Annotated in this window: 25 protein-coding genes and 1 other RNA gene; 22 read left to right on the top strand and 4 right to left on the bottom strand. The window is 37.5% G+C overall.

The features are described 5' to 3' along the window. Positions 1-8: 8 nt before the first annotated feature. The gene (locus ACTTKP_RS03435; protein ID WP_442552501.1) at positions 9-1,661 is read left to right on the top strand and encodes a nucleoside kinase; all 1,653 of its coding nucleotides are present in this window, start codon (positions 9-11) and stop codon (positions 1,659-1,661) included. A 317-nt stretch (positions 1,662-1,978) separates the two neighbouring features. Here the strand turns inward: ACTTKP_RS03435 and rnpB are convergent. From rnpB to ACTTKP_RS03420, 3 genes are all read right to left on the bottom strand, one after another. Continuing rightward, positions 1,979-2,315, bottom strand: an RNA gene (gene rnpB, locus ACTTKP_RS03430) — RNase P RNA component class A. Positions 2,316-2,360: 45 nt separating this feature from the next. Next, positions 2,361-3,638 carry an O-acetylhomoserine aminocarboxypropyltransferase/cysteine synthase family protein gene (locus ACTTKP_RS03425; RefSeq protein ID WP_442552500.1) on the bottom strand — a complete coding sequence of 426 codons (1,278 nt, stop codon included), beginning with the start codon at positions 3,636-3,638 and terminating at the stop codon, positions 2,361-2,363. A gap of 219 nt (positions 3,639-3,857) precedes the next feature. Continuing rightward, positions 3,858-4,802 carry a diguanylate cyclase domain-containing protein gene (locus ACTTKP_RS03420; protein WP_442552499.1) on the bottom strand — a complete coding sequence of 315 codons (945 nt, stop codon included), beginning with the start codon at positions 4,800-4,802 and terminating at the stop codon, positions 3,858-3,860. Positions 4,803-5,104: 302 nt separating this feature from the next. On the opposite strand from ACTTKP_RS03420, the gene tgt reads away from it, so the two are divergent. From tgt to ACTTKP_RS03390, 6 genes are all read left to right on the top strand, one after another. Beyond that, entirely contained in the window at positions 5,105-6,235 is a 1,131-nt protein-coding gene (gene tgt / locus ACTTKP_RS03415) for a tRNA guanosine(34) transglycosylase Tgt (RefSeq protein ID WP_442552498.1), read from the top strand. A 158-nt stretch (positions 6,236-6,393) separates the two neighbouring features. After that, the gene (gene yajC, locus ACTTKP_RS03410; protein ID WP_442552518.1) at positions 6,394-6,690 is read left to right on the top strand and encodes a preprotein translocase subunit YajC; all 297 of its coding nucleotides are present in this window, start codon (positions 6,394-6,396) and stop codon (positions 6,688-6,690) included. A 282-nt stretch (positions 6,691-6,972) separates the two neighbouring features. Continuing rightward, a complete protein-coding gene (locus ACTTKP_RS03405) occupies positions 6,973-8,244 on the top strand; it encodes a 5-bromo-4-chloroindolyl phosphate hydrolysis family protein (protein ID WP_442552497.1) in 1,272 nt (423 codons plus the stop codon). A 50-nt stretch (positions 8,245-8,294) separates the two neighbouring features. Beyond that, entirely contained in the window at positions 8,295-9,491 is a 1,197-nt protein-coding gene (locus ACTTKP_RS03400) for a toxic anion resistance protein (protein ID WP_442552496.1), read from the top strand. Positions 9,492-9,667: 176 nt separating this feature from the next. Beyond that, positions 9,668-11,122 carry an IMP dehydrogenase gene (gene guaB, locus ACTTKP_RS03395; RefSeq protein WP_442552495.1) on the top strand — a complete coding sequence of 485 codons (1,455 nt, stop codon included), beginning with the start codon at positions 9,668-9,670 and terminating at the stop codon, positions 11,120-11,122. A gap of 59 nt (positions 11,123-11,181) precedes the next feature. Continuing rightward, positions 11,182-12,066, top strand: coding sequence for a bifunctional 5,10-methylenetetrahydrofolate dehydrogenase/5,10-methenyltetrahydrofolate cyclohydrolase (locus ACTTKP_RS03390; protein ID WP_442552494.1), 885 nt, complete (start codon positions 11,182-11,184; stop codon positions 12,064-12,066). Here the strand turns inward: ACTTKP_RS03390 and ACTTKP_RS03385 are convergent. After that, positions 12,012-12,893 (bottom strand): PHP domain-containing protein, encoded by an 882-nt coding sequence (locus tag ACTTKP_RS03385; protein ID WP_442552493.1) that lies wholly within the window; start codon positions 12,891-12,893, stop codon positions 12,012-12,014. The genes ACTTKP_RS03390 and ACTTKP_RS03385 overlap by 55 nt on opposite strands. Positions 12,894-13,151: 258 nt before the next feature. On the opposite strand from ACTTKP_RS03385, the gene ACTTKP_RS03380 reads away from it, so the two are divergent. The 15 genes from ACTTKP_RS03380 to ACTTKP_RS03310 all read left to right on the top strand — a co-directional run bounded on the left by ACTTKP_RS03380 (position 13,152) and on the right by ACTTKP_RS03310 (position 25,167). Then, positions 13,152-13,439 carry a nucleotidyltransferase family protein gene (locus tag ACTTKP_RS03380; protein ID WP_442552517.1) on the top strand — a complete coding sequence of 96 codons (288 nt, stop codon included), beginning with the start codon at positions 13,152-13,154 and terminating at the stop codon, positions 13,437-13,439. A gap of 170 nt (positions 13,440-13,609) precedes the next feature. After that, positions 13,610-14,419, top strand: coding sequence for a GNAT family N-acetyltransferase (locus ACTTKP_RS03375; RefSeq protein ID WP_442552492.1), 810 nt, complete (start codon positions 13,610-13,612; stop codon positions 14,417-14,419). 37 nt (positions 14,420-14,456) lie between these two features. After that, positions 14,457-14,963 (top strand): YfbM family protein, encoded by a 507-nt coding sequence (locus ACTTKP_RS03370; RefSeq protein ID WP_442552491.1) that lies wholly within the window; start codon positions 14,457-14,459, stop codon positions 14,961-14,963. Between the two features lie 351 nt (positions 14,964-15,314). Next, positions 15,315-15,548 (top strand): acyl carrier protein, encoded by a 234-nt coding sequence (gene acpP, locus ACTTKP_RS03365; protein ID WP_023355684.1) that lies wholly within the window; start codon positions 15,315-15,317, stop codon positions 15,546-15,548. Positions 15,549-15,566: 18 nt separating this feature from the next. Continuing rightward, complete coding sequence (gene accB, locus ACTTKP_RS03360) at positions 15,567-16,022, top strand: acetyl-CoA carboxylase biotin carboxyl carrier protein (RefSeq protein ID WP_442552490.1); 456 nt, start codon at positions 15,567-15,569, stop codon at positions 16,020-16,022. Beyond that, positions 16,015-17,349, top strand: coding sequence for an acetyl-CoA carboxylase biotin carboxylase subunit (locus ACTTKP_RS03355; protein WP_442552489.1), 1,335 nt, complete (start codon positions 16,015-16,017; stop codon positions 17,347-17,349). The genes accB and ACTTKP_RS03355 overlap by 8 nt, the downstream gene beginning before the upstream one ends. A gap of 35 nt (positions 17,350-17,384) precedes the next feature. Then, positions 17,385-18,239 carry an acetyl-CoA carboxylase, carboxyltransferase subunit beta gene (gene accD / locus ACTTKP_RS03350; protein ID WP_442552488.1) on the top strand — a complete coding sequence of 285 codons (855 nt, stop codon included), beginning with the start codon at positions 17,385-17,387 and terminating at the stop codon, positions 18,237-18,239. 205 nt (positions 18,240-18,444) lie between these two features. Further along, a complete protein-coding gene (gene accA / locus ACTTKP_RS03345; RefSeq protein ID WP_442552487.1) occupies positions 18,445-19,242 on the top strand; it encodes a carboxyltransferase subunit alpha in 798 nt (265 codons plus the stop codon). 12 nt (positions 19,243-19,254) lie between these two features. After that, positions 19,255-20,211, top strand: coding sequence for a beta-ketoacyl-ACP synthase III (locus ACTTKP_RS03340; protein WP_442552486.1), 957 nt, complete (start codon positions 19,255-19,257; stop codon positions 20,209-20,211). Between the two features lie 43 nt (positions 20,212-20,254). Further along, positions 20,255-21,184 (top strand): DUF561 domain-containing protein, encoded by a 930-nt coding sequence (locus ACTTKP_RS03335; RefSeq protein ID WP_442552485.1) that lies wholly within the window; start codon positions 20,255-20,257, stop codon positions 21,182-21,184. A 59-nt stretch (positions 21,185-21,243) separates the two neighbouring features. Further along, a complete protein-coding gene (gene fabD, locus ACTTKP_RS03330) occupies positions 21,244-22,176 on the top strand; it encodes an ACP S-malonyltransferase (protein WP_442552484.1) in 933 nt (310 codons plus the stop codon). 114 nt (positions 22,177-22,290) lie between these two features. After that, on the top strand, positions 22,291-23,025 hold the full coding sequence (gene fabG / locus ACTTKP_RS03325) for a 3-oxoacyl-[acyl-carrier-protein] reductase (protein WP_442552483.1): 735 nt from the start codon (positions 22,291-22,293) through the stop codon (positions 23,023-23,025). Further along, positions 23,022-24,263: a beta-ketoacyl-ACP synthase II gene (gene fabF, locus ACTTKP_RS03320; protein ID WP_442552482.1), complete on the top strand. Its 1,242-nt coding sequence runs from the start codon at positions 23,022-23,024 to the stop codon at positions 24,261-24,263. Before fabG ends, fabF begins: the two co-directional genes overlap by 4 nt. Then, entirely contained in the window at positions 24,264-24,692 is a 429-nt protein-coding gene (gene fabZ, locus ACTTKP_RS03315; protein ID WP_023355674.1) for a 3-hydroxyacyl-ACP dehydratase FabZ, read from the top strand. A 40-nt stretch (positions 24,693-24,732) separates the two neighbouring features. After that, entirely contained in the window at positions 24,733-25,167 is a 435-nt protein-coding gene (locus ACTTKP_RS03310) for a MarR family transcriptional regulator (protein WP_442552481.1), read from the top strand. Positions 25,168-25,610: the final 443 nt, after the last annotated feature.

Here is a 25,610-nt window from a genome sequence, read left to right as displayed (position 1 = left end):
AGGAAACTATGGTAATAGAAATAGATGGAAAGATTATAGAATGTGAAAAGGAAACTACCTTATCTGATATTGCTGTAAAATTATATGGTGAAAATCATGGGAAATTATTAGCAAAGGTTAATGGAAAGCTTAAGGAATTATGGAAAAGGGTTCATGAGGATGCCAAAATAAGCTTTTATGATATAAATTCGGCCGATGGCAGAAAGACTTATGAAAGGGGAGTTTTATTTCTCTTTATAAAATCTGTACATGATGTATATGATAAGGATGAGGTTATGGGGATAAGCTGTGAGTATTCACTGGGGAATGGAATTTTTTGTGAAATAAAAGGAAGGGTAACTGTTGATGAGGAGTTTGCAGCTAACATAAAAAGTAGGATGGATGGGCTTGTAAAGGAAAATATATGGTTTGAAAAGAGCCTTGTATCAACTAAGGAAGCTGTTAATAAATTTTTGGATAGTGATTTACAGGATAAAGAACATTTGTTTAAGTACAGGAGGGGTTCAACTACTAATATATACAAGCTTGGAGAGTATCATGATTATTTTTATGGCTATATGCCTCCATCTACCGGAGTACTTAAATCTTTTGATCTTAAAGCTTATGATAATGGAATAGTAGTAACACTTCCAGACTATGGCGAGGGTTTTGAGGTGGCAAGGCCTAAATGGCAGCCTAGGGAACTGCTTTACAAAACTATGAAGGAAGCTAATTCTTGGGGGAAATGCCTTGGTATTGATACGGTTGGGGATTTGAATGATGCAATTTCTGAGGGTAGGATTAATGATGTGATGCTTGTAAATGAGGCCCTTCAGGAAGGAAAAATAGGGAAAATTGCAGAGAATATTGCCAGGTTTGGTAAGAAAATAGTGATGATTGCAGGACCTTCATCTTCCGGAAAGACTACATTTTCACATAGGCTCTCGATAGAACTTATGGTACAGGGACTGCGCCCTCATCCTATTGCAGTGGATGATTATTTTAAGAATAGGGATGAAACTCCTAGGGATGAAAATGGGGATTATGACTTTGAATGCCTTGAAGCAATAGATACAGCTCAGTTTAATAAAGATATGACAGATCTTCTTCTTGGAAAGGAAGTAAGTATGCCTTCTTATAATTTTAAGACAGGTAAGAGAGAGTACAAGGGTAAAAATCTTAAATTAGGTGAAAATGACATTCTTGTAATAGAGGGTATACATGGTTTGAATGATAAGTTTTCGGAGGCTTTGCCGAAGGAAAGTAAGTTTAAGATTTATATAAGTGCGCTTACACAGTTAAATATTGATAATCATAATAGAATACATACTACAGATTTAAGGCTGCTTAGAAGAATAATCAGGGATGCCAGGACAAGAGGAAATAGTGCTGAGGATACACTTGCGAGGTGGGCATCTGTCAGGAGAGGGGAGGAGAAAAATATTTTTCCGTTTCAGGAAGGTGCGGATGAAATGTTTGATTCTTCATTGATATATGAATTGGCAGTAATCAAGCAGTATGCAGAGCCTTTGCTTTTTGGAATATCTAAGGATTCGCCTTATTATTTGGAGGCGAATAGGTTGCTTAAGTTTTTGGATTATTTTCTGTCAATGCCGGCAGATGATGTGCCTAAGAATTCATTGGTAAGGGAATTTATAGGAGGAAATTGTTTTCCGGTTTAATATAGTATGGTTTGACGCAAGGGAAAGTATGTATTTAGCATGGTATGGTTTGACGCAAGGGAAAGTATATATTTCAGACTCGCTCCGGTTTTTCTACGAAAAACCTAATGCGCTCGCTTAGAAATTATACTTTCCCTTGCTGTTTAGATATATTGGAAAAACAAAATTAAATTTATTTTTATAAGAATTTTGTGAGGTGAAATCGAAGAGATATATAATAATCTTGTATTAAACTGGAAAAGGGAGGAGAAGGGGTGAGAAGAAGTGATAAAAACAGCTGCCTCTTTTGGGATAGGCAGCTTGTTAAATGTTATTGAAAAATGAGAAACACTATAAGCCGGGTTCTGTATCTGATGATCATCTATCTCGAATTGCTGTCACCAACAATCTCTATCGACCTACCTAAAAGCACGACGGGCAGCCGTATAGCTTTATATTTGGTCTTTCTTCGGATGGGGTTTACATGGCCTCCTTTGTTACCAAAAGAGCGGTGGTCTCTTACACACGCCTTTTCACCCTTATCCGGCTAAGCCGGACGGTTATTTTCTGTTGCACTTTCCTGGGAGTCGCCTCCACCAGGCGTTATCTGGCATCCTGCCCTATGAAGCCCGGACTTTCCTCACCTATCTTAGGTGCGATCATCTGTGTTTCTCAATTAAACAGTTTATCATAAAAGATAGGAGTTGGCAAGGTTGAGGATTAATTCAAAGCCTGTTTTATATCCTCTATTAAATCTTCTGCATCTTCAATTCCGCAGGAAATTCTTATAAGCCCGGCAGGTATTCCTGCAGCGGCAAGCTGTTCATCTGTAAGCTGGCGGTGAGTGGTGATTGATGGGCAGAGACAGCAGCTTTTTGCATCTGCTACATGAGTTTCAATAGCAATAAGCTTAAGTCTGGTCATAAATTTTTCGGCAGCTTCTCTTCCGCCCTTAATTTCAAATGAAACTACACCGGAACAGCCGTTTGAAAGATATTTATCGGCTAAATTGTGGTACTTATCTGATTTAAGTCCGGGATAGCTTACACTTAGAGTTCTTTCGTGGCTTTCAAGGAACTCTGCAACAGCCTGTCCGTTTTTTGAATGTTCTTTCATCCTTATATGAAGAGATTCTAAACCGAGATTAACAAGGAAGGCATTCTGTGGGGACTGGATAGCACCGAAGTCTCTCATAAGCTGTGCGGTAGCTTTAGTAATAAATGCTCCTGCTTTGCCAAACTGTTCTGCATAAACCAAGCCATGGTAAGATTCGTCAGGAGTACAGAGTCCCGGGAATTTCTCAGCATGAGCCATCCAATCGAAGTTTCCACCATCAACTATAACTCCGCCAACTCCACTACCATGTCCATCTATATACTTGGTGGTAGAGTGTGTCACTATGTCTGCACCCCATTTGATAGGCTGGCAGTTTATAGGGGTAGGGAAGGTGTTGTCTACTATGAGAGGTACGCCGTGCTCATGTGCAATTTTTGCAAATCTTTCTATATCAAGTACGGAAAGTGCAGGATTTGCAAGGGTTTCGCCAAATACAGCCTTGGTATTTGGCTTGAAAGCGGCATTAAGTTCTTCGTCTGTGGCATCAGGAGATATGAAGGTAACTTCTATTCCCATTTTTGGAAGAGTAACGCCGATGAGATTAAAGGTTCCGCCGTATATAGAAGATGAACATATAAGATGGTCACCACATTCACAGATATTAAAAATAGCAAAAAAGTTGGCTGCCTGTCCTGAGGAGGTAAGCATAGCGGCGGTTCCACCTTCAAGTGCGGCTATCTTAGCTGCTGCATGGTCATTGGTAGGATTTTGAAGTCTGGTATAAAAATATCCACTGGCTTCAAGATTGAAGAGTTTTCCCATTGCCTCACAGGAATCATATTTAAAAGTTGTGGACTGGATTATAGGCAGCTGTCTTGGCTCGCCGTTTTTAGGTGTATAACCTGCCTGTACACATTTAGTTCCTAATTTTAATTCACTCATAAATCATCCTCCTAAATTAAATATTATTGGGGGTATTACCTGTATTTTCAATTTGCCAGTTTAGTATAAGCGAAAATGGTTATAAAATCTATAGCTTTTATTTAAGTTTGTAATACATAATATTTATAAGGTGTTATAAAAAATATTGTAAAATACATAAAAAAGCTAACTCTTGTTAAATAATCAGAGTTAGCTTTTAAAATAATTATGAAGTTATATTTATGTAGCAACAAAGCCGCCTCGTCTTGATCTTTTAACAGAATATAGAGATCTGTCAGCGTTTTCTAAGGCTGCTTGCATAGACATACCGGGTGTTACTTCAGATGCGCCAATTGATACAGTTGTCCAGTATTCTTTGGAACTACCTGCTTTACGAATATCACTTATAAGTTTTTGAGCAAATTCAGTTGCAGCAGTTTTATCTTTCATTTTGCCGCAAAAAATTAAAAATTCATCACCGCCCATCCGGCAAAGTAAATCATTTTCACGGACTGCATACCTAAATATCCGTCCCATTTCCAACAGAACTTCATTGCCGGCAACATGTCCGTAAGTATCGTTAACTTCTTTAAAATGGTCTAAATCTAATATAAAAAACCAGCCATGCTCATACTTCTTTTCCTCCCATTGGTTACAGAAAGTTCGAAAATTGTCAAGACCGGTTAAGCCATCCTTATTTGCGAGAACAGCCATTTCTTCATTAGCATTCTGCAATTCTTGAACTTTTTTCAAAAGAGTTTTAGGATAATATTCACCTTCACCCTGCTCTTCATTAGGAAGAGATTGATGTATGTGGACAATTCTCCATTTATCATTAATTCTATGGAAGAGAAAGGTGAAACGGCTATCCATATTAATCATAACAGAGTTGTCGGTACTTTCTCCTAAGACAGAAAATTTTCCATATACAAAACAGGATTCAGAATCAAGCATTATAGGTTTACACCATAGATTTTTAAAATGGAAATCTACATCATTCCTATCTGCCATTTCATCGTAAAAAGAATTTAAAAATTCGGATAATTCAGTATAAAATTCATGGTCACCTGTTCCTATAATCATACACTCAGGTGCGACCCATTCCACAATCATTTTTTTAGCTTTTTCCCATTCGTTAGAGAAAAAACTGCGCCAAAGGTCCTCTGTCAGTTTAGAAAAGTCCACTTTCTGCCTCCTTATTTGTGTTTTAAATAATCTCTGACTTATGTATTTGTACTGCTCAGACTTATTGCGATATATGACATGGGTGTTAAAATATAAAAGAAAAGTAACTTTTATATTTTAACACTGGTACTATTTTATTTAGGTGTTTATAGAAAATAAGTTTATCATAGGACGGGAGATGTTGCAAGATAGGAGTTTTTAATTAATTGAGAAGAGTTTTTTCACTTTACCATTGAAATAAACTCATTATCATATTATAATTAAATTTGTATGTTTTATAGAACAATTTGAAAGGAAATTTTATGTATCGTCTTTTATGTAAAGATGGTTCAGCCAAGAGGGGAGAGTTTACAACAGTACATGGTGTAATCCAAACTCCTGTTTTTATGAATGTAGGTACTGCAGCAGCCATTAAAGGTGCAGTTTCTACGGAAGATTTAGAAAATTTAAAAACACAGGTTGAACTTTCAAATACCTATCATCTGCATTTAAGACCGGGTGATGAGGTTATTAAAAAGCTTGGCGGCATTCATAAGTTTATGGTGTGGGACAAGCCGGTTGTTACCGATTCGGGTGGATTTCAAGTATTTTCTTTAGCTAAGCTTCGAAAGATTAAGGAAGAGGGAGTGAAATTCTCTTCCCATATTGACGGAAGAAAGATATTTATGGGACCTGAGGAGAGTATGCAGATTCAGTCCAATATTGCATCTACAATCGCTATGGCATTTGATGAATGTCCGGGACTTCCTTGTGAGCGAAAGTATATGGAGCAGTCGGTAGCCAGAACTGAGAGGTGGCTGCTTAGATGTAAAAATGAGCTGAACAGGTTAAACAGCCTGCCTGATACTATTAATAAGAACCAGTTGCTTTTTGGTATAAATCAAGGTGGAGTCTATAGGGATATTCGTATAGAAAATGCCAAGAGAATTTCAGATATGGATCTTGCCGGCTATGCGATAGGCGGACTTGCAGTAGGTGAAACTCATGAAGAAATGTATCAGACTTTAGAAACGGTAGTACCTTATCTTCCGGAAAATAAACCGACTTACCTTATGGGAGTGGGTACTCCTGAGAATATACTTGAAAGTGTTGAGCGTGGAGTAGACTTTTTTGACTGTGTATATCCATCTAGAAATGGTAGACATGGTCATGCTTATACAAATCATGGAAAAATGAACCTAAATAATGCTAAGTATGAGTTGGATGACAGACCACTTGATTCTACCTGTGATTGTCCGGTTTGTAAAAGATACTCAAGAGCCTATATTAGACATCTGCTTAAAGCAGGTGAAATGCTTGGAATGAGATTTTTGGTTATGCATAACCTTTATTTCTATAACAATATGATGGAAGAAATAAGGAATGCAATAGAGAAAGGTGAATTTCAGGCTTATAAGAAGGCTAAGCTGGATGGTTTTAAGGCAGGAGAATAAAAGTACATAGTCGTGGTGAGAATGGTTATGCTGTCTTTTATTGTAGCTGATGAATTTAGTGTAAAAAAATAAAATATAAATTAAAGTTTTAGGAGGAAGAAAGAATGTTTGGAGTTTTAACAGCAGGAGCAGCAACCGGAGGAGAATCACTTGCATCAATGTTACCTATGATAGTAATCTGGGTAGTTGTAGTGGGTGGAATGATGTACTTTATGAGTATTAAGCCTCAGAAAAAGGAAAGACAGAGGATGCAGGAGCTTATGTCAAGCCTTGAGTTGGGTGATTCAGTGCTTACTACCGCAGGTTTTTATGGTGTTGTAATTGATATTATGGATGAAATAGTGGTAGTTGAGTTTGGAAGTAATAAGAACTGCCGTATTCCTATGAAAAAAGCTGCTATTGTTGAAGTTGAGAAGCCTGGACAGGCAAAAGCTGATACAACAGAGAAAAAGTAAGATAAAATAATTCTTAGAAAAATAAATGGGTTACACCTTTCAAAAGTGTAGCCCATTTTTATATGTAATCCTAAGATTTACTACTTATTTTTCTTTTTAATTATAGATATAATATTAGAAATAGCAGGTACAAGTATTGCTGCAAATACTAATTCGATAAGAAAGTTGATTCCTATAAACACTGTAAAGAAAAACCTCTTGAAGTAAAGATGAAAAATCTTTATAATGATAACAGGAGTTTTACCCTAAAGAGAAACGATAAGATTATGTCAGGAGAGAGATATGAGTGGTAATAAATGGGATGAATTTGGTGGGGGAATTGATGATGTTATTCAGAAAGCTATTGACTCAGGAAATTATAATTCGCTTGGCAATGATGTAAATGATATTATAAGAAAGGCTGCCTATACTTTTGAAAATGCTATCAATAAGGGGTTAAATGAAGCAAGAAATAAGACGGTTAAAACAAATCTTGGTGGAAATACAGTTGAGATAAATAAAAATTATCAGGATAGAATAAAAAGACCTGTCAATAAAAGCGAAATTGTGTCTTCTGATAAAAAATTATATATTTCAGATAATCAGCTCTTTGGAAAAGGTATGGCATCTGCTATTATTGGTGGATTTTTCACCTTTTCCTTAGGAATAGGTATTTTAGCTCTGGCGGCTGAAGGTAATTTTTTTAGCGGTGTAGTTGTTTCTCCACTTTTTATACCTTCGTTGCTGTTATTCTTAAATGGTGTTAAGACTTTGAAAGAAAGACTCATATTTAAGAATTATCAAAAAGTACTTGCTGTTTCAGATAGTAAATCATTTGCAAAGATAGAAGAACTTATGCATGAGACCGGAGAATCTAAAAAAACCACACTTAAACGTTTGAAGAAAATGATTAGGAAGAGGTGGTTTAAGGAGGGGCATATAGATAAAACGGAAACAACTTTCATTTCTACCAATGAAACTTATGCTCTCTACCAAAAGACTCAGCTTGAGTTTGAAAAAAGGCAGAGAATAGAAGAAGAACTTGGAAGATTTAAAGAAGAGAATACTAAAAAAGTTGAAATTGAAGCAGAAGTTCAGGAAATCATTAATCAGGGTAAAAAATATCTTGCACAGATTAGTCATTTAAATGACAGGATACCCGGGGTTGAAGTGTCAGACAAAATATTTAAGATAGAAGACCTCACAGGTAGGATACTAAGGAGGGTTGAAGAACATCCAAGTAGTGCAGACGATATAAAACAGCTTATGAAGTATTATCTCCCTATGACTATAAAGCTTCTTACAGCATATGCAGAAATGGACGAGCAGCAGGTGAAGGCGGATAATATAGATAAATCTAAGAGGGAAATTGAAAATGTACTCGACAGCTTGAATGATGCATTTAACAAACTCCTTGATGACTTATATAAAGATACGGCTTGGGATATATCAAGTGATGTATCTGTTTTAAATGCAATGCTTAAAAGAGAAGGACTTAGAGGTAATGATTTTAACAATGAAAACTCGGGAGGTGGTTCAGGGAATAATGAGGATGGCATCAAATTGACTTTGTAGTTTAAGAACTGACAAGGTTGTGAATATATTAACAATACAAGGAGAAGATTATGAACGAAAATGAAAATGTAATGCCTGAACTTATTCTTTCCGCAAAGGAAGTAGCAGCACCTACACTTACTTTGGAAGCAGAACCGGAGCCTGTTCTTAGTTTAGAGCCTGCCACAGTAAAGAATGAGATGGTAGTAGAAAAGACTGAAAATCCTATTGGGGTGGATGACAGTATGCTCTCAGAAGCAGAAAAGAAACAGGTAGATGCTTTTGTAAAACAGATAGATATTAAAGATTCCAATTTAGTTCTTCAATATGGTTCAGGAGCACAGAAGAAGATGGCTGCCTTTTCAGAAAAAGCCATTGAAAATGTTAAGACTAAGGATATGGGAGAGGTTGGAAAACTTCTGTCAGATGTTGTTATAGAGCTTAAAGGTTTTGATGAGGAAGAGGATAAGGGATTCTTCGGTTTCTTTAAGAAACAGGGCAATAAGCTGCAGATGCTTAAGACAAAGTATGATAAGGCTGAAGTAAATATAGGAAAGATTATGGATGCTCTTGAAACCCATCAGGTGACTCTGATGAAGGACACGGCTATGCTTGATAAAATGTATGAATTAAATCTTGCACATTTTAAAGAGTTGACCATGTATATAATTGCAGGTAAAAAGAGGCTTTATGAGGTAAGAAATGTGGAGCTGAAGGAACTTGTTGCAAAGGCTGAAGCAAGTGGTAAACCTGAAGATGCACAGGCTGCAAGAGATCTTGATGCACAGTGTACCAGATTTGAAAAGAAGCTTTATGACCTTGAACTTACAAGAACTGTGGCTATGCAGACAGCTCCTCAGATAAGGATAGTTCAGGAAAATGATATAGTAATGAGTGAGAAGATTCAGTCCACTCTTGTAAACACTATTCCTCTTTGGAAAACCCAGATGGCACTTGCACTCGGTATAGAGCATGCAGGACAGGCTGCAAAGGCTGAAAGAGCAGTAAATGATATGACAAACCAGCTTCTTGCCAAGAATGCAGAAATGCTTCATCAGGCTTCGGTAGAGGTAGCTAAAGAATCTGAAAGAGGCATAGTTGATATCGAAACTCTTACAAAGACTAATGAAACTCTTATAAAGACCTTTGATGAAGTTATGCAGATTCAGCAGGAAGGCAGGGAAAAGAGGGCTGCTGCAGAGGTTGAGATGGCAAGGATAGAGGCTGAACTTAAGAATAAGGTGTTATCATTGTCTGGCAGTAACTGATTTTACGATTACAATATTTAATAAGATGTTTTTTGAATAATTTGAATTAAACTTAAAATAAATGCTCTAATCTTCTTGACAGTAGTTTTTACAGATATTATACTAATCGGAAATACTTTTGTGAAAGTATGAATATTTATAGAAAAAACTAATAAATAAAGGAAAGCGAGGAAAAAATGGGACAGATTATTGGCGATGGAATTACTTTTGATGATGTGCTCTTAGTGCCGGCTTATTCAGAGGTTATTCCAAATCAGGTTAACCTTGAAACTATGCTTACTAAGAAAATAAAGTTAAAAATTCCTATGATGAGTGCAGGAATGGACACAGTTACAGAAAGCAGAATGGCTATTGCTATGGCTAGACATGGAGGTATTGGAGTCATTCATAAAAATATGTCCATAGAGCGTCAGGCAGAAGAAGTTGATAAGGTTAAGAGGTCAGAAAATGGTGTCATTACAGATCCGTTTTTCCTTTCACCTGAGCATACTTTAGAAGATGCCAATAATGTTATGGCAAAATACAGGATTTCAGGTGTTCCTATTACAGAGGGCAAGAAGCTTGTAGGTATAATTACAAACAGAGATCTTAAATTTGAGACAGATTTTTCAAAGAAAATAAAAGAGTCCATGACAAGTGAAGGGCTTGTTACAGCTAGAGAAGGAATTACCTTGGAGGAAGCTAAGAAGATACTTGCTTCAGCAAGAAAGGAAAAGCTTCCAATTGTAGATGCTGAAGGCAATCTTAAGGGACTTATTACAATAAAGGATATTGAAAAACAGATTAAATATCCTGATTCGGCAAAAGATTCACATGACAGACTCCTATGTGCAGCGGGAGTTGGTGTTACAGCTAATATCTTAGAGAGGGTTGAAGCCCTTGTTAAAGCTAAGGTAGATGCTATTGTAATTGACTCAGCACATGGACATTCTGCAAATGTAATTAAATGTGTAAGAATGGTTAAGGATGCTTTCCCTGAACTTGATATAATAGCCGGAAATATAGCAACAGGAGAGGCGGCAAAGGATCTTATAGAGGCTGGTGCAGATTGTCTTAAGGTAGGTATAGGTCCGGGATCAATCTGTACTACCAGAGTAGTTGCCGGCATCGGTGTTCCACAGGTTACGGCTATTATGAATGTATATGAGGTAGCTAAGAAGTATGGCATACCTGTAATAGCTGATGGTGGTATCCAGTATTCAGGTGATATGGTTAAGGCACTTGCAGCAGGTGGAGATGTGTGTATGATGGGTTCAATCTTTGCAGGCTGTGATGAAAGTCCGGGAGAATTTGAGCTTTATCAGGGTAGAAAATACAAGGTATATCGTGGAATGGGCTCTATTGCAGCTATGGAAAACGGCAGCAAGGACAGATATTTCCAGTCTGATGCTAAGAAGCTCGTTCCGGAAGGTGTAGAAGGAAGAGTTGCTTATAAGGGAATGGTAGAAGATACTATCTTCCAGCTTGTAGGTGGTATCCGTTCCGGTATGGGATACTGCGGAGCAGACAGTATTAAAACATTACAGGATACGGGTAAATTTGTTAAGATTTCAGCTGCCTCTCTCAAAGAGAGTCATCCACACGATATCCATATAACTAAGGAAGCTCCTAATTATTCATCAGATTTTTAAAATATAACTATAATTTAACCTGCAGTGAATCTCACTGTAGGTTTTTTTGAGGGAAAATAATGAAAATTATAAGTGGAAAAGAAGTAGCAGGGCATATTACTGAAAGGCTTAAATATAAATTAGAAGAACTTAGACTAAGCGGTAAAAGACTACCCAAACTTGTAATAATAAGAGTCGGAGAAAAGCCTGATGACCTTTCGTACCAAAAAGGTGCGATAAGGAGAATGGAGATGGTTGGGATTTTACATGAAGAGATACATTTTGATGAGGATGTACAGAAAGAAGTCTTTTACACTGAATTTAACAGAATAAATAATGATGATAATGTAGATGGTATACTTTTGCTAAGACCGCTTCCAAAGCATCTTGATGAAGACAAATTAATTCATACAATAAATCCTGCTAAGGATGTGGATGCTATCAGTCCTACAAATTTAGGAAGAATAATGATAGGAGATAAAAATTCTTTTGCTCCCTGTACTGCAGCAGGAGTTATAGAAATGTTGAAATTTTCCGGAATTGAAATTAGCGGAAAAAGAGTTACTATAATTGGAAGAAGCAATGTAGTAGGTAGACCTCTCGCTCTACTTTTTATAAGTCATGATGCTACTGTAACAGTTTGTCACAGTTTGACGGAAGATGTGAAAAATACGGCTAAAAATGCAGAAATTCTTGTTGCATCCTGTGGCAGGGCAAAGCTGATTGACAGGACTTATGTGGCTGATGGGGCAGTTGTAGTGGATGTGGGAATTAATTTAGATGAAGACGGAAAACTTTGCGGTGATGTAGATATAAATGATATAGAAGCCGTAGCAGCAGCCTGTACTCCGGTTCCGGGAGGGGTAGGAGCTGTTACGACTTCCATGCTTGCAAAACAGGTAATTATGGCTTATGAGGCAGCAAGTTTACGCTGTTCAGCTCTTAATTCTTCAAGGACTTCATAAGGAATATTGAGATTTCCTCTTCCTACACCTATGCTTATAGCCGGCTTTGGTTTTCCATGGAAATCAGAGCCGCCTGTAATTATAAGTCCTTTTCGTTTAGCAAGTCCTCTTACATAATTTTCATCCTGCTTAGAGTGGCTTGAATAGATGGTTTCTATGCCTCTAAGTCCATAACTTATAAGGTTATCAACGAGGCTTTCAAGTTCAGGAACAGGAAGCCTATATATTATAGGATGGGCAAGGACAGGTATTCCGCCTGCCTTAATTATACCTTCAATTGCATCTTTTGGACTTGTGAAATTTCTTGCTACATAGTAAGGAGTATCATCGCCCAAGTATTTTTCAAAAGCGGCAGGGTAATCATTCACTATTTTTTTATCCACAAGATATTTTCCGAAATGTGCCCTTGTTATGATTGAATCAGGAGATAAGGCAACTATTTCATCGTAGGATATGTCAAGGCCTGCTTTTTTTAAGTTATTAATCATTTTGATATTTCTGGCTATTCTTTCTTTTTCAGCAGATTTTAACAGAGAGTTAAATTCTGTATTTTCAGGATCGACAAGAAGCCCCAAAATATGGATGTCTTTGTCTTTGTAGGCTGCTGAGATCTCTACTCCGGGCAGTACCTCTAATTGTTCTTCAAGAGGAAGACCTGCATTATGTTTGCTTGCAGCTTCATACAAGGACTTGTAGCCATCAGTAGTATCATGGTCGGTTAGGGCGAAGGCGGAAAGATTTGCTTCTACGGCAAGTCTGACAAGAGTTTCCGTGGTTTCTGAACCGTCCGAGAAAACTGAATGTACATGTAAATCAATTTTTTTCATATTTTCCTTTCTATATTGTGATAGATGGTTTAAGTTATTTATAATTATAAGACTTTATGCTAATTATTACAAGCCTGCCATAAATGCAGTATTTTATAAAAATACTGCGGTTTCATATCAATTTAATAATTGACTGCCGATAGAATAGTGTATAAAATTAAAGTAATAAGTATATATAATTTGAGGATAAGATAACTAAAAACTGTATGAAAATACTGTATTTTCTGATGATGAACTAATGGAACTACTTATTTGAGTATGCAGAAAGGTGATAATTTGAAAGTAGAAGATGTGATAGAAGCAGTAGCAAAATTATGCAGAGAGTTTAATGCAAAAGAAGTGATTTTGTTTGGTTCAAGGACAAAGGAGACAGCACTTGAAAGAAGTGATATAGATATAGCTGTATCGGGAGTTAACGATATTGACTTGCTTATACAAAAAGTAGAGGAATTGCCAACGCTTTATAGTATAGACATAGTCAATATGGATGACTGCAAAAATGAGCTTTTACTGGAGGATATAAGGCAATATGGACGAGAAATTTAAGAGAAGGTTTGAATCTTTTTGTAATTCACTAAAAGCTTTGACTGAGGCAAGAGAAAGAGACGAAAGTATATTGATTTGTTTTATGAGTTTGAAAAAATAGTAAAAGAATTAGCGTTATAACTGAAAAATAACCCCTAAATTTAAGACAATATGAAATTTACGAGGCATCAATGGAAATTTTAGAAATCAAATCTTTTGAAGAATATTCGAACTTTATTTTAGAACTGGCAGATAATCCGTCATATTATGATCCACATTTTGCGTATGACAAGGATAATCTCTATGGTGCATTAAAAAGGAAGGCTGAATATTCATTTGCAGTTCTTGAAAACGGAGCGATAAAAGGAATTTTTGTATGGCTTATTGTTCCGGATGAAAAGTATATTGAGATGCTTATCGGATTTACAAAAACTAAAGAAGCTTTTAGAGAAATGCTTTTGTATATGGAAAATAAGTATAGAGGTTATAAGGCAGATTTTGTTATTAATCCGAAAAACTTTGCATTATGCCAACCCTTAAAAGAAAAAGGGGCTGTTTTTGATAAGGAACAGCAAAAGATGGTTCATATCGGTGTGGTGCTGAACGTGGATACAAGCAGTATAGAATTATATACTGAAAAATGGAAAGAACAGTACTGTGAGCTTCATAGCACAGCAACATATTGGACGGCAGAAAGAGTTCTTTCGGCAAAAGACCGTTTTAGAGTGTTGCTTGTAATAAAAGATGGTCAGGTACAGGGCTATCTGGATGTTACATATAGTTTTGAAACAAATGAGCCATATGACATCTTTGTGAAGCCTGAGTACAGATATCAGGGCTATGAACTTGCACTCCTTGTAAAAGCAATCGAATTAAACAGACCACATCAGATGATTGTACTGGTTGATGTGGATGCTTTAGAGGATATAGCAATCTATACTGCTGCCGGTTTTAAAAAGGCAGAAGGACAGAACAGTATTTATGCAACTTATAAGTTTTAATCAGAGAAGTAAAATTTAACTTGTGGAGGAAAACAAAATGGGAATGATAGCAAATTATCAATATTTAAATAATCAAGACTTAAATGAAATGAAACATTTTAACGGAGAAGAAGACGAAATATTTGAAGCGGTTGAGGACTGGAATGAAGAAGCAGAGATTTTGCTTGATATAGACAAGATGTGGGACGTGCTTCATTTTGTGCTAACTGGTGTAGACAGTTCAGAGCCTATAGAAGGGAACCCTTTAAGCGAGGCGGTTGTAGGTGTAACTTCGCTTGAAGAAGTATCTGAATTTATTGCCTACATAGAAAAAGACAGGGTTGCAGATATAATTTCTGCTTTAGAAAATTTTGATATAGACGCAGCTTTAGAAAATTTCAGTATGGAAGCCTGCAAAAAAGCTGATCTTTATCCTGATATCTGGGATAAAAATGTTGATGTGGAAGGAATAAAAAAAGAAATTTATGTTTCTTTTAAGGAAATGATAGATTTTTATAAGCAGATTTTGGAAGCAAATGGAAATGTACTGGTTACGATTTATTAGAAATAATATATCAATTTGAATGTCACAAATGTATTCAAAAGTTTACCTGTGTCGTAAATACATATAGAGGTGGAGGTTCGTTTAAAAAAGGAAGATGGATAATTTTAATATATTTGAACAGGCTTGTAAGTATATTTTAGAAAAAATGTGTGAATTTAAGGATGTATTGAATAAATCTTTTTGTAACAATCAAAACGAATGTAAGCAAGCAGCAGATTGAAACAGTCTGCTGTTTTTTTGTTCATATTTTGTTCAAAAAATATTTTCTTGACATTAATCCAAAACAATGATATAAAAAGCTTGATAATTTTATCTAAATAAATTTAACTAAATTAAACGAGGTAAAGAAAAATGAATTTTGAAAAAGTAAAAGAAGTAATTGTAAATGCAGCAAATATTGATGAAGATAAGATTAAATTAAGTGCAAGCCTTGAAAGTGATCTCGGACTTGATTCACTTGATGCGGTTGAGCTTGGTATGGCACTTGAGGAAGAGTTCGGAATAACCATAGACGAGGATAAGCTTGCTTCATTTAAGACTGTAGAGGATATAGTAAACTTTATAGATAATGCAAAAGAAGATTAAACTTAAAGGAAACAATCTATGGATATTAAAGATATTTATGAGGTCTGGGACAGGTTTGAAAAATCTTCGTTAAGCGAGCTTAAGCTAAGTCTTGGCGGAGATAATCTTGAACTTAAGAAGGCTATGGAAGTTATCAGCACAGAGGATAAGACCGGTAAAATAAAGCAGCAGGTAATAACTAAAAACGACTTCATGGAAGAAAATGAGACAAATGAAGCAAGTTCTGACTATAAAGAGATAAAAGCTCCTTTTGTGGGCACATTTTACCGTTCAGCTTCACCTGAAGCAAAACCGTATGTAGCAGTGGGTGATGTGGTGAAAAAGGGTGACATACTTGGAATTATAGAAGCTATGAAGATTATGAATGAGCTGGCTGCACCATTTTCGGGGAAAATAGTCGAAATCAGGGCAGAAGATGGCAAAATGATAGAATATAATCAGGTGCTGTTTTTGTTGGAGGAAACAGATGTTTAAAAGAGTGCTGATTGCAAACAGAGGTGAAATAGCAGTCCGTATAATAAGATGTCTCAGAGAGCTGAATATAGAAAGTGTTGTGGTTTATTCTGAAGCTGACAAAGAGTCTCTGCCGGTTATGTTAGCCGGCAAGGCTGTATGCATTGGTCCCGCAGGAGCTAAAGAGAGTTATTTAAACGGAGATATCCTGATAGAAACTGCACTTAAGACCGAATGTGATGCTATTCATCCCGGTTATGGATTTTTATCTGAAAATGCTGACTTTGCCAGAAAATGTGAAAAAAACGGCATTATCTTCATAGGACCTTCAGCAGAAATCATAGAAAAGATGGGAGATAAGCAGGCGGCAAGAAGCCTTATGATGGCTGAAAAGGTACCTGTGGTGCCGGGCTCTAAGGAGCTTATTTACAGCGAGGAAGAAGCTGTAAGAATAGCGGAAGACATAGGCTATCCCGTACTTATAAAGGCAAGTGCCGGAGGCGGCGGCAAGGGTATGAGAAGGGCATTTTCTAAGGAAGAACTTGTAAGTGCCTATGCCGGTGCAAAGGCCGAGGCAAAGGCTGCCTTTGGCAATGACAGTATCTACCTTGAAAAACTTGTACTAAATCCTCACCATATTGAAATTCAGATTATGGCTGATAAAAAAGGCAATGTAGTTCATCTTGGTGAAAGAGAATGTTCCATACAGAAGAATAACCAGAAAATGCTTGAAGAATCGCCATCCTGGTTTTTGAAACCGAAACTTCGTGAGAAGATGGGAGATATGGCGGTAAGAGCTGCTAAGGCGGCAGGTTACAACAGCGTGGGCACGGTTGAATTTATAGCCGATGACAAAGGAAATTTTTATTTCATAGAAATGAATACCAGAGTGCAGGTGGAACATCCTGTAACAGAGATGGTTACAGGTGTTGACATTATAAAAGAGCAGATAAATATAGCAGCAGGAAGAAAGTTATCCATAAAGCAGTCGGATATAAGCTTAAAAGGAAGTGCAATAGAGTGCAGGATAAATGCTCTGTCTACCGGCAAGATAACCTGTCTTCATTTTCCGGCAGGATACGGAGTAAGGGTTGAGAGTCATTTGTTTGAGGGTTATGAAGTAAGTCCTTATTATGATTCAATGCTTGCTAAAATTATAGTACATGGAAATACAAGACTTGAAGCCATCAGGAGAATGAGGAGAGCTTTAGAGGAACTTATCATTGATGGAATTAAGACAAACAGTGAGCTGATGTATATGATAACCTATCAGCCTGATTTTATTGCAGGACAGTATAATACCGGCTTTTATGAAAAGAATAAAGATAATATTGAAAAAATAGTATAGCCTTAATATGGTTGTAACAGGCAAGGAAAGTGAATATGAAAATAGCACAGATATTTTCAAGAAGAAAAGACAATTTAAATGCTCTTAATAGAGCAAGAAAAGAAAAAAGTAATAATAAAACAGGAGAAGGAATAATATGTCCATCCTGTGAAAATGAGATAGCAAGGGAAAGGCTTAAAACAGAGCTGGGAGTTTGTCCAGTGTGTGGGCATTATTTTCCACTTAGCCCTATGCAGAGAATGGGTATGTTATCTGATGAAATGCAGGTAAAGAGACATTTTAAACTGCTAAAATCTATTAATCCCATAGATTTTCCCGATTATGATGAAAAGCTGAAAGAAAATAGGGAGAAAACAAGACAGAATGATGCTATAGTTACAGAGATTATCAAAATAGGCGGAGTTACTGCAGCTGTAGGTGTGCTTGATAGCAGATTTCTGCTTGGAAGTATGGGTACTGTGGTAGGTGAAGAGATAGCAAGGTTAGCTGAATATGCTGAGAAGAAAAAGCTTCCGTTGGTTATTTTCAGTGCAAGCGGCGGTGCAAGAATGCAGGAAGGTATATTCTCTCTTATGCAGATGGCAAAGACTGCCGCAGCTATTGAGAGATTCAAGAAGAATGGCGGGCTTTTTATTTCTGTACTTACCAATCCTACAACAGGGGGTGTGAGTGCAAGTTTTGCTTCACTCGGAGATATAACCATAGCAGAACCGAAAGCTCTTATCTGTTTTGCAGGTCCCAGAGTAATAGAGCAGACCATAGGGGAAAAGCTGCCTGAGGGCTTTCAGAGGGCAGAGTTTTTACTTGAACATGGCAGGCTTGATGCTGTTGTGGAGCGAAAAAACATGAAGGAATGGCTTTCAAAAGTTTTAAGGCTTCATGATACTTAATACAGGATTGCTACAGCTTCGCTTCTCGCAATCCTTGCAAAAATATTCGTAATCCGCTCATTTTTTTGCAAAAAATGGCTACTTACTCATATTTTTTGCGTGTCAAAAGATAATAAATTCTCTTGCAAGCAAGCTTGCATCGAATTTTTATACTTTTGACACTTGTATCATAATACAAAATAATCTCTTACGGAGAAAATAATAAATGAAAGAAAATATTAAAAGTCCTTATGAGAGGGTAATGTTAGCCAGGGATAAGGACAGGTTAAAAATAAATGACTATATAGAATTTCTGTTTGATGATTTTATTGAACTTAAAGGAGATGGGATATCGGGTGAGGATAGTGCTATACTTGGAGGAATAGCACTATTTCATGATATTCCTGTAACTGTTATAGGACATAAGAAGGGCAGTACAACCGAAGAAAACATAGCCTGCAATTTTGGTATGGCCTCTCCTGAAGGTTATAGAAAGGCTGCAAGGCTTATGAAGCAGGCTGAGAAATTTGGCAGACCTATAATTACCATTATAGATACTCCGGGAGCTTATCCGGGACTTATGGCAGAGGCTAATGGACAGGCGAATGCAATAGCAGAAAATCTTGCACTTATGAGTGGACTGAAGGTTCCCATAATATCAGTCATTACAGGTGAGGGCAGCAGCGGAGGAGCATTGGGAATTGCTGTAGCAGACAAGGTGTTTATGCTTGAAAATGCAGTATATTCCATACTTTCTCCTGAAGGCTTTGCTTCCATACTTTGGAAGGACAGTAAGAGGGCGGATGAAGCGGCAAAGCTTATGAAACTGACAGCAGGTGAACTTCTTGACTATGGCATTATAGATGGAATAGTTAAAGAAGGAACTAAGCTTATTATAAATATGGATGAAATGATTTATAAAGAGCTGACAGAACTTAGAAAACAAAAGGCAGACAGCCTTGTAAAGAATAGATATAAAAAGTTTAGAGAAATAGATAAGAAGAAAAGAGCTGTAAAGGCTTAGACGGAGGTGAACTTGGGAATACTTAGATTTGTGGCAACAGGTAAGGCTTTGCCTAAAAAATTAGTTACAAATGAGGATATATCTAAGATAGTAGATACTTCTGATGAATGGATAGCAACAAGAACAGGAATTAAAAAAAGATATTATTGTGAAGAAGAAAGTTGTAACAGTCTGGCTGTAGAAGCGGCTAAAGAGGCAGTAAAAAGAGGGATTGAAAGAGACAGTGAATTCAGTCCTCAAAAAATAGGAATTATTATAGTTGCAACCACAAGCGGTGATTATGCATTTCCAAGCACAGCCTGTATGGTCGGAAAAGCATTGGGACTTAAAGGAAATGTAATGGCTTATGATTTAAGTGCTGCCTGCAGCGGTTTTATGTATGCCTTGCAGAATGCGAAAGCCCTGTTAAATGAAATGCAGGGTAAATATGCCTTGGTAATTGGAAGTGAAGAAATGTCCAAAATACTTGATTTTAGTGATAGAAGCACTTGCGTACTCTTTGGAGACGGAGCAGCAGCAGCCTTAGTAAAGCTTGAAGATAAGGAAGGCATATCCTGTATCCTCTCATATTCTGATGGAAATGATGAAGATTTAATTTGTGGCGGTGTGGGCTCAAAGGACAGTTTCTTAAAAATGAAGGGGCAGTCGGTATTTAAGTTTGCCGTAAAAGTTATAAAACAAAGTATAGACGAAGTGCTTTGTCAGGCAGGGCTTGATATGAGTGATATAGATTATGTGGTCTGCCATCAGGCAAATGCAAGAATTATTGAATTTGTAAAGAGAAATTATGAAGGAGAGAAAGATAAATTTTATCAAAATGTAGGAGAATATGCGAACACTTCGGCAGCAAGCATAGGACTTGCCCTTGATGACTTATTTAAAAGTGAAAAGTTAAAGGCAGGAATGAAGATAGTCTGTGTGGGCTTCGGTGCAGGACTTACTTGGAGTGCAGGAATATTTGAAATTTGATAAATATTTAACAAAATAAATTCAGAGCTAGGAAAGGAAGGCTATGAAGAAACTAAACGAGATTTTAGGAATTAAGTACCCGTTTATACAAGGGGGTATGGCTAATGTTGCTACAGGAGAATTTGCTGCGGCAGTGACAGAAGCAGGCGGACTTGGTCTTATAGGTTCAGGAGGTATGAATCCTGAGATGTTGCGTGAAAATATAAGAAGATGCAGAGAGCTTACTAAGGGTAAATTCGGTGTCAACCTTATGCTTATGCACCCTCAGATAGATGAGCTTGCAGCGGTGGTACTTGAAGAAGAAGTAAAGATAGTTACTACAGGTGCAGGTATGCCTAAGAAATACATGAAAGACTGGAAGGATAACGGAGTTTTTGTGATGCCAGTTGTGGCAAGTCCAATGCTCGCTAAAAGACTTGAAGATATGGGAGCAGATGCTATTATAGCAGAGGGAACCGAAAGCGGAGGCCATGTAGGGGAGATGACAACCATGGCTCTTGTACCTAGGGTAGTGGATACAGTAAGTATACCTGTAATTGCTGCCGGTGGTATAGCAGGAGGCCGTCAGCTTGCCGCTGCCTATGCACTCGGAGCAAGCGGGGTACAGCTTGGAACCTGCCTTTTGGTATCTAAGGAATGCCCTATTCATGAGAATTATAAGAATGCAATTATAAATGCGAGAGATAATGACAGCGTGGTTACAGGAAGAATAGCCGGAACACCGGTAAGAATTCTTAAAAATGAAATGTCCAGAGAATATGTAAGACTTGAAAAAGAAGGAAAGGATAAGATGGAGCTTGAGCATTTTACCCTCGGTGCACTTAGAAAAGCTGTGTTTGACGGAGATATGAAGAACGGCTCACTTATGGCGGGACAGGTAGCCGGCGGTCTTACCGAAATCAGAACTCTAAGTGAAATTTTCGAGTCGATGGATAGAGAATACAAGGAAGTCATTAAAAATCTACAACAGTAGAATGTTTTGATATAAAGTAAAACTTTGTTTAACAGTATGAAGTTTCGAAAGGAAATATAATGAGTAAAATCTGTTTTTTATATGCAGGACAAGGCAGCCAAAAAGTGGGAATGGGCGCTGATTTATATGAAGCCTATCCCACCTTTAAGAAGATTATAGATAGTATAGAGCTTGATTTTGACCTTAAAAGCCTTATGTTTGACGGAGATGATGCTACTCTTGCTAAAACCGGATATACTCAGCCCTGTATGTCAGCTTTTGCAGCAGGAGTTACCGAAGTGCTTAAAGAAAACAAAATACAGCCTGCCGGAGCGTTAGGACTGAGTCTTGGCGAATATGGAGCATTGTATGCGGCAGGAGTATTTGACTTACAATCTTATATTTCTGTTACAGCTTTCAGAGGAAGGGCTATGGAGGAAGCGGCAAAAGGCAAGTCCACGGTAATGAGCGCTGTGCTTGGCTTGGAAGCAGGCAAGATTGAAGATATCTGCAAAGAAACAGAAGGCTTTGTAGAAGTTACAAACTATAATTGTGCAGGGCAGTATGTAATCTGTGGTGAAGAAGCTGCTGTAACCAAAGCGGAAGAAAAGCTTAAAGAAGCAGGTGCAAAGAGATGCATAAGACTTAATGTAACCGCTCCATTTCACACAAAGCTGCTTAAGGAAGCAGGAGACAAGCTGACCGCTTATTTTGAAAAAATGGATTTTAATGAGCCTAAGCTTTCTTTGGCACTTAACCTGACAGGGAAACTTTATAAACATGGTGATAACTTAAAAGAGATTATGGCAGCTCAGGCTCAGAGTGCAATCCACTTTGAAGACTGTGTGAAAACTATGATAGCCGAAGGCTTTGATAGCTTTATAGAGATAGGACCGGGCAATGTACTCTCAGGCTTTGTAAAAAAGACAGCGGCGGCTTTGGATGCTAAGGTAGATATTCTGACCATTCAGAATAAGGAAGATCTGGAAAAAGTTATTAATGTAATTAGATAAAAGGTTGTAGTCAATATATTGTTAGAGATAATATAAGATAGATATAATATAGTAAATATACTATAAATAACTTAATTGAAGTATATTGATTAAAGACTGATTAAAGGAGAGTGTATGAATAAAACAGCCATAGTAACAGGAGGCAGCAAGGGCATAGGTAAGGCAATCTGTGTAAGGCTTGCAAAAGACGGATTCAACATAGCATTTAGCTATAACAGTAATCCTGAACTTGCGGAAGAAACAGTAAAACTTTGTGAAAGCGCAGGAGTAAAAGTTAAATCTTACAAGGTAGATGTAGCAGACAGCACAGCCTGCATAGAGTGGATAGAAGAGGTTCAGGCTGAGTTTGGCAGTGTGGATGTGCTTGTAAATAATGCAGGAATTACTAAAGACGGCCTGCTTATGAAGATGAAAGACGAAGACCTTGATGCAGTTTTAGATGTAAACTTAAAAGGCAGTTTTTATATGATGCGTGAAGCATCTAAAATAATGCTTAAGCAGAAGTCGGGAAAGATAGTTAATATAAGCAGTGTAGTCGGTGTTATGGGTAATGTGGGACAGGTGAATTATTCTGCTACCAAGGCAGGAGTTATAGGCATGACCAAGTCACTTGCTAGAGAGCTTGCAGGCAGAAGAATCAATGTAAATGCCGTTGCTCCCGGTATGATAGAAACAGACATGACAAAAGCGATGTCTGATAAGGCAAGAGAAGCGGTTATTGCCGGTATTCCTTTTAAGGAAATGGGAAAACCGGAGGAGATAGCTTCGGTAGTTTCATTTTTAGCAGGAGAAGACAGTAACTATATCACAGGTCAGGTAATCTGTGCAGACGGAGGTATGAGTATATGAGAAGGGTTGTAATTACAGGTCTTGGAGCAGTTACACCTATCGGAAATGACATAAAAACTATGTGGCAGTCGGTAAAGTCCGGGAAATGCGGAATTGCGGAGATCACACATTTTGATACTACAGATAAAAAGATAAGCATGGCCGGAGAAGTAAAAGACTTTAATCCGGAGGATTTCTTGGACAAAAAAGAAGTCAGAAGAATGGACAGGGTAACACAGTTTGCTCTTGTAGCTGCTAAAGAAGCTATGGCTGACAGCGGTATAGAGCTTGAAAATGTTGACAGAAACAGGTTTGGAGTAGTATTTTCAAGCGGTATCGGTGGTATAGATACAATAGAAAAGGAAACTATAAAGGGACATGAAAAGGGAAACTTTGAGAAGATTTCACCTTTCTTCATACCTATGATAATAGCAAATATGTCCGCAGGGCAGATAGCAATAGCTTTCGGGCTTCATGGCATGTGTACTGCACCTGTTACAGCCTGTGCAAGTTCAACCAATGCAATAGGAGATGCATTCAGGCATATAAGAGATGGCTATGCGGAGCTTATGCTGTGCGGAGGAAGTGAGGCTACTATAACAGAACTTGGAATAGGCGGTTTTGCTTCTATGAATGCGCTTAGCAAATCCAAAGAGCCTGACAGAGCCTCTATTCCTTTTGATAAGGAGAGAAACGGTTTTGTCATGGGAGAAGGAGGAGGAGTACTTATCCTAGAGGAGCTTTCCCATGCCTTAAAAAGAGGTGCTAAGATATACGCTGAGGTAGTGGGCTATGGTGCTACCTGTGATGCAAGCCATATTACAGCTCCTGTAGAAGACGGAAGTATAGCGGCAGCCTGCTTTAAGTCTGCTTTGGCTGATGCAAAGCTTTCCACATCGGATGTGGATTATATAAATGCACATGGAACCTCAACTCCGCTTAATGATAAATGTGAGACAAGGGCTATAAGACTTGCGTTTGGAGCAGATGCAGATAAGCTGATGGTTAGTTCTACAAAGTCTATGACAGGACATATGTTAGGAGCTGCCGGAGTGGTTGAGGGTATAATAACAGTACTTGGCTTAAAAGAGGGCTTCGTGCCTGCTACCATAAACTACAGGGAAAAGGATGAGGAGTGCGACCTTGACATAGTTCCGAATGAAGGAAGGAATAAAGAAATCAAGATAGCTATGTCTAATTCTTTGGGCTTTGGCGGACATAATGCAACTGTTGTGTTTAAGAAATATGAGGAGGCTTAAATGGAGTTAAATTCTCGTGAAATAATGGAAATACTTCCACATAGATATCCGTTTTTACTGGTAGATAAGATAACTGAGCTTGAGAAAGGTGTAAGGGCAGTTGGTCAGAAGAATGTATCGGCTAACGAAATGCACTTTTTAGGGCATTTTCCGGGAAATCCTATAATGCCGGGAGTACTTATACTTGAGGCTCTTGCACAGACAGGGGCTGTGGCTTTGCTTTCTGAAGAAGAAAACAAAGGAAAACTTGTATTCTTTGGAGGAGTTAAGTCAGCAAGATTTAGGAAACAGGTTGTACCGGGGGATGTACTTGAGCTTCGCTGCGAGATTATAAAGAGAAAGGGAAGTGTGGGTATCGGCTCTGCTACAGCCCTTGTGGATGGCAAGGTGGCAGCAGAGGCAGAGCTTACATTTGCAATAGAAAAATAAAATTGGTATACTGTTATTAAAGTCAGGAGGTGGACAGAAAATGCTATATGACTCCTTTAATAAGGTATATACAAAATTTAAGATGCATTTTTACAAAGAAGTATTTAAGAAATGGAGAGATAGGGAAGCAACTCTGACTACGGTGGAAACCTTTTGTATGGAGATTATCCATGCGTTAGGAAAGCCTACAGTAAGCGAGTTTGCAAGCTTTACCAGTCTTTCCTCGGCAAATGCAGCAGACAAGATAAATAATCTTGTGAAGAAGGGTTATCTTAATAAGGTACAGTCAGAAGAGGATAAAAGGATATATTATCTGGAAGTTACAAAAAAATATATTGACTATTATAATATTAGTTACCAGTATCTTAAAGAAGTTATGGAGAAACTGGAAAACCGCTTTACTCCGGAGGAAAACAAAACTTTGGAGAAGATGCTAAGGATTATGTCTGAGGATATAATGAAGGAAGAGAATTAGGGGTATTGGGTAAAATAAAGTATAAGGATTATCTGGTGGCTCAGGCTGTCGGGTAATCTTTTTGCTTGTTTCCACAAAAAATGTGGATTAGTCTATACATCGCAGTTATGACCGCCAGCGTGCGATCATACATAATGAGCATTATAAATTATAAAATGTTTAGAAGAGGAATAAGCTTAAAAATTAAGTTCATTCCTCTTTTTTTTAATTTTAAATTAGTTGCTTAGATATTTATTTTATCATATAATTATACAAAGAAATGCAAAGGGGTGATCTAGGCTTGAATACAGAAATGAAAAATGCAGTTAATTCTGCTAGGGATAAGGCACAATATGATGAGAATGCCAAAAGGATTTTAGGGAACAAGAGTATACTTGCACATATTCTTGCAAAAACAGTCGATGAGTTTAAAGGGATGAATCCTAACGATATAGTGACATACA

Source organism: Catonella sp. (assembly GCF_052169795.1).
Taxonomy (GTDB): domain Bacteria; phylum Bacillota; class Clostridia; order Lachnospirales; family Lachnospiraceae; genus Catonella.
The sequence above is the reverse complement of the archived record's forward strand: the minus strand, read 5'-3'. Positions and strand labels throughout refer to the sequence as shown.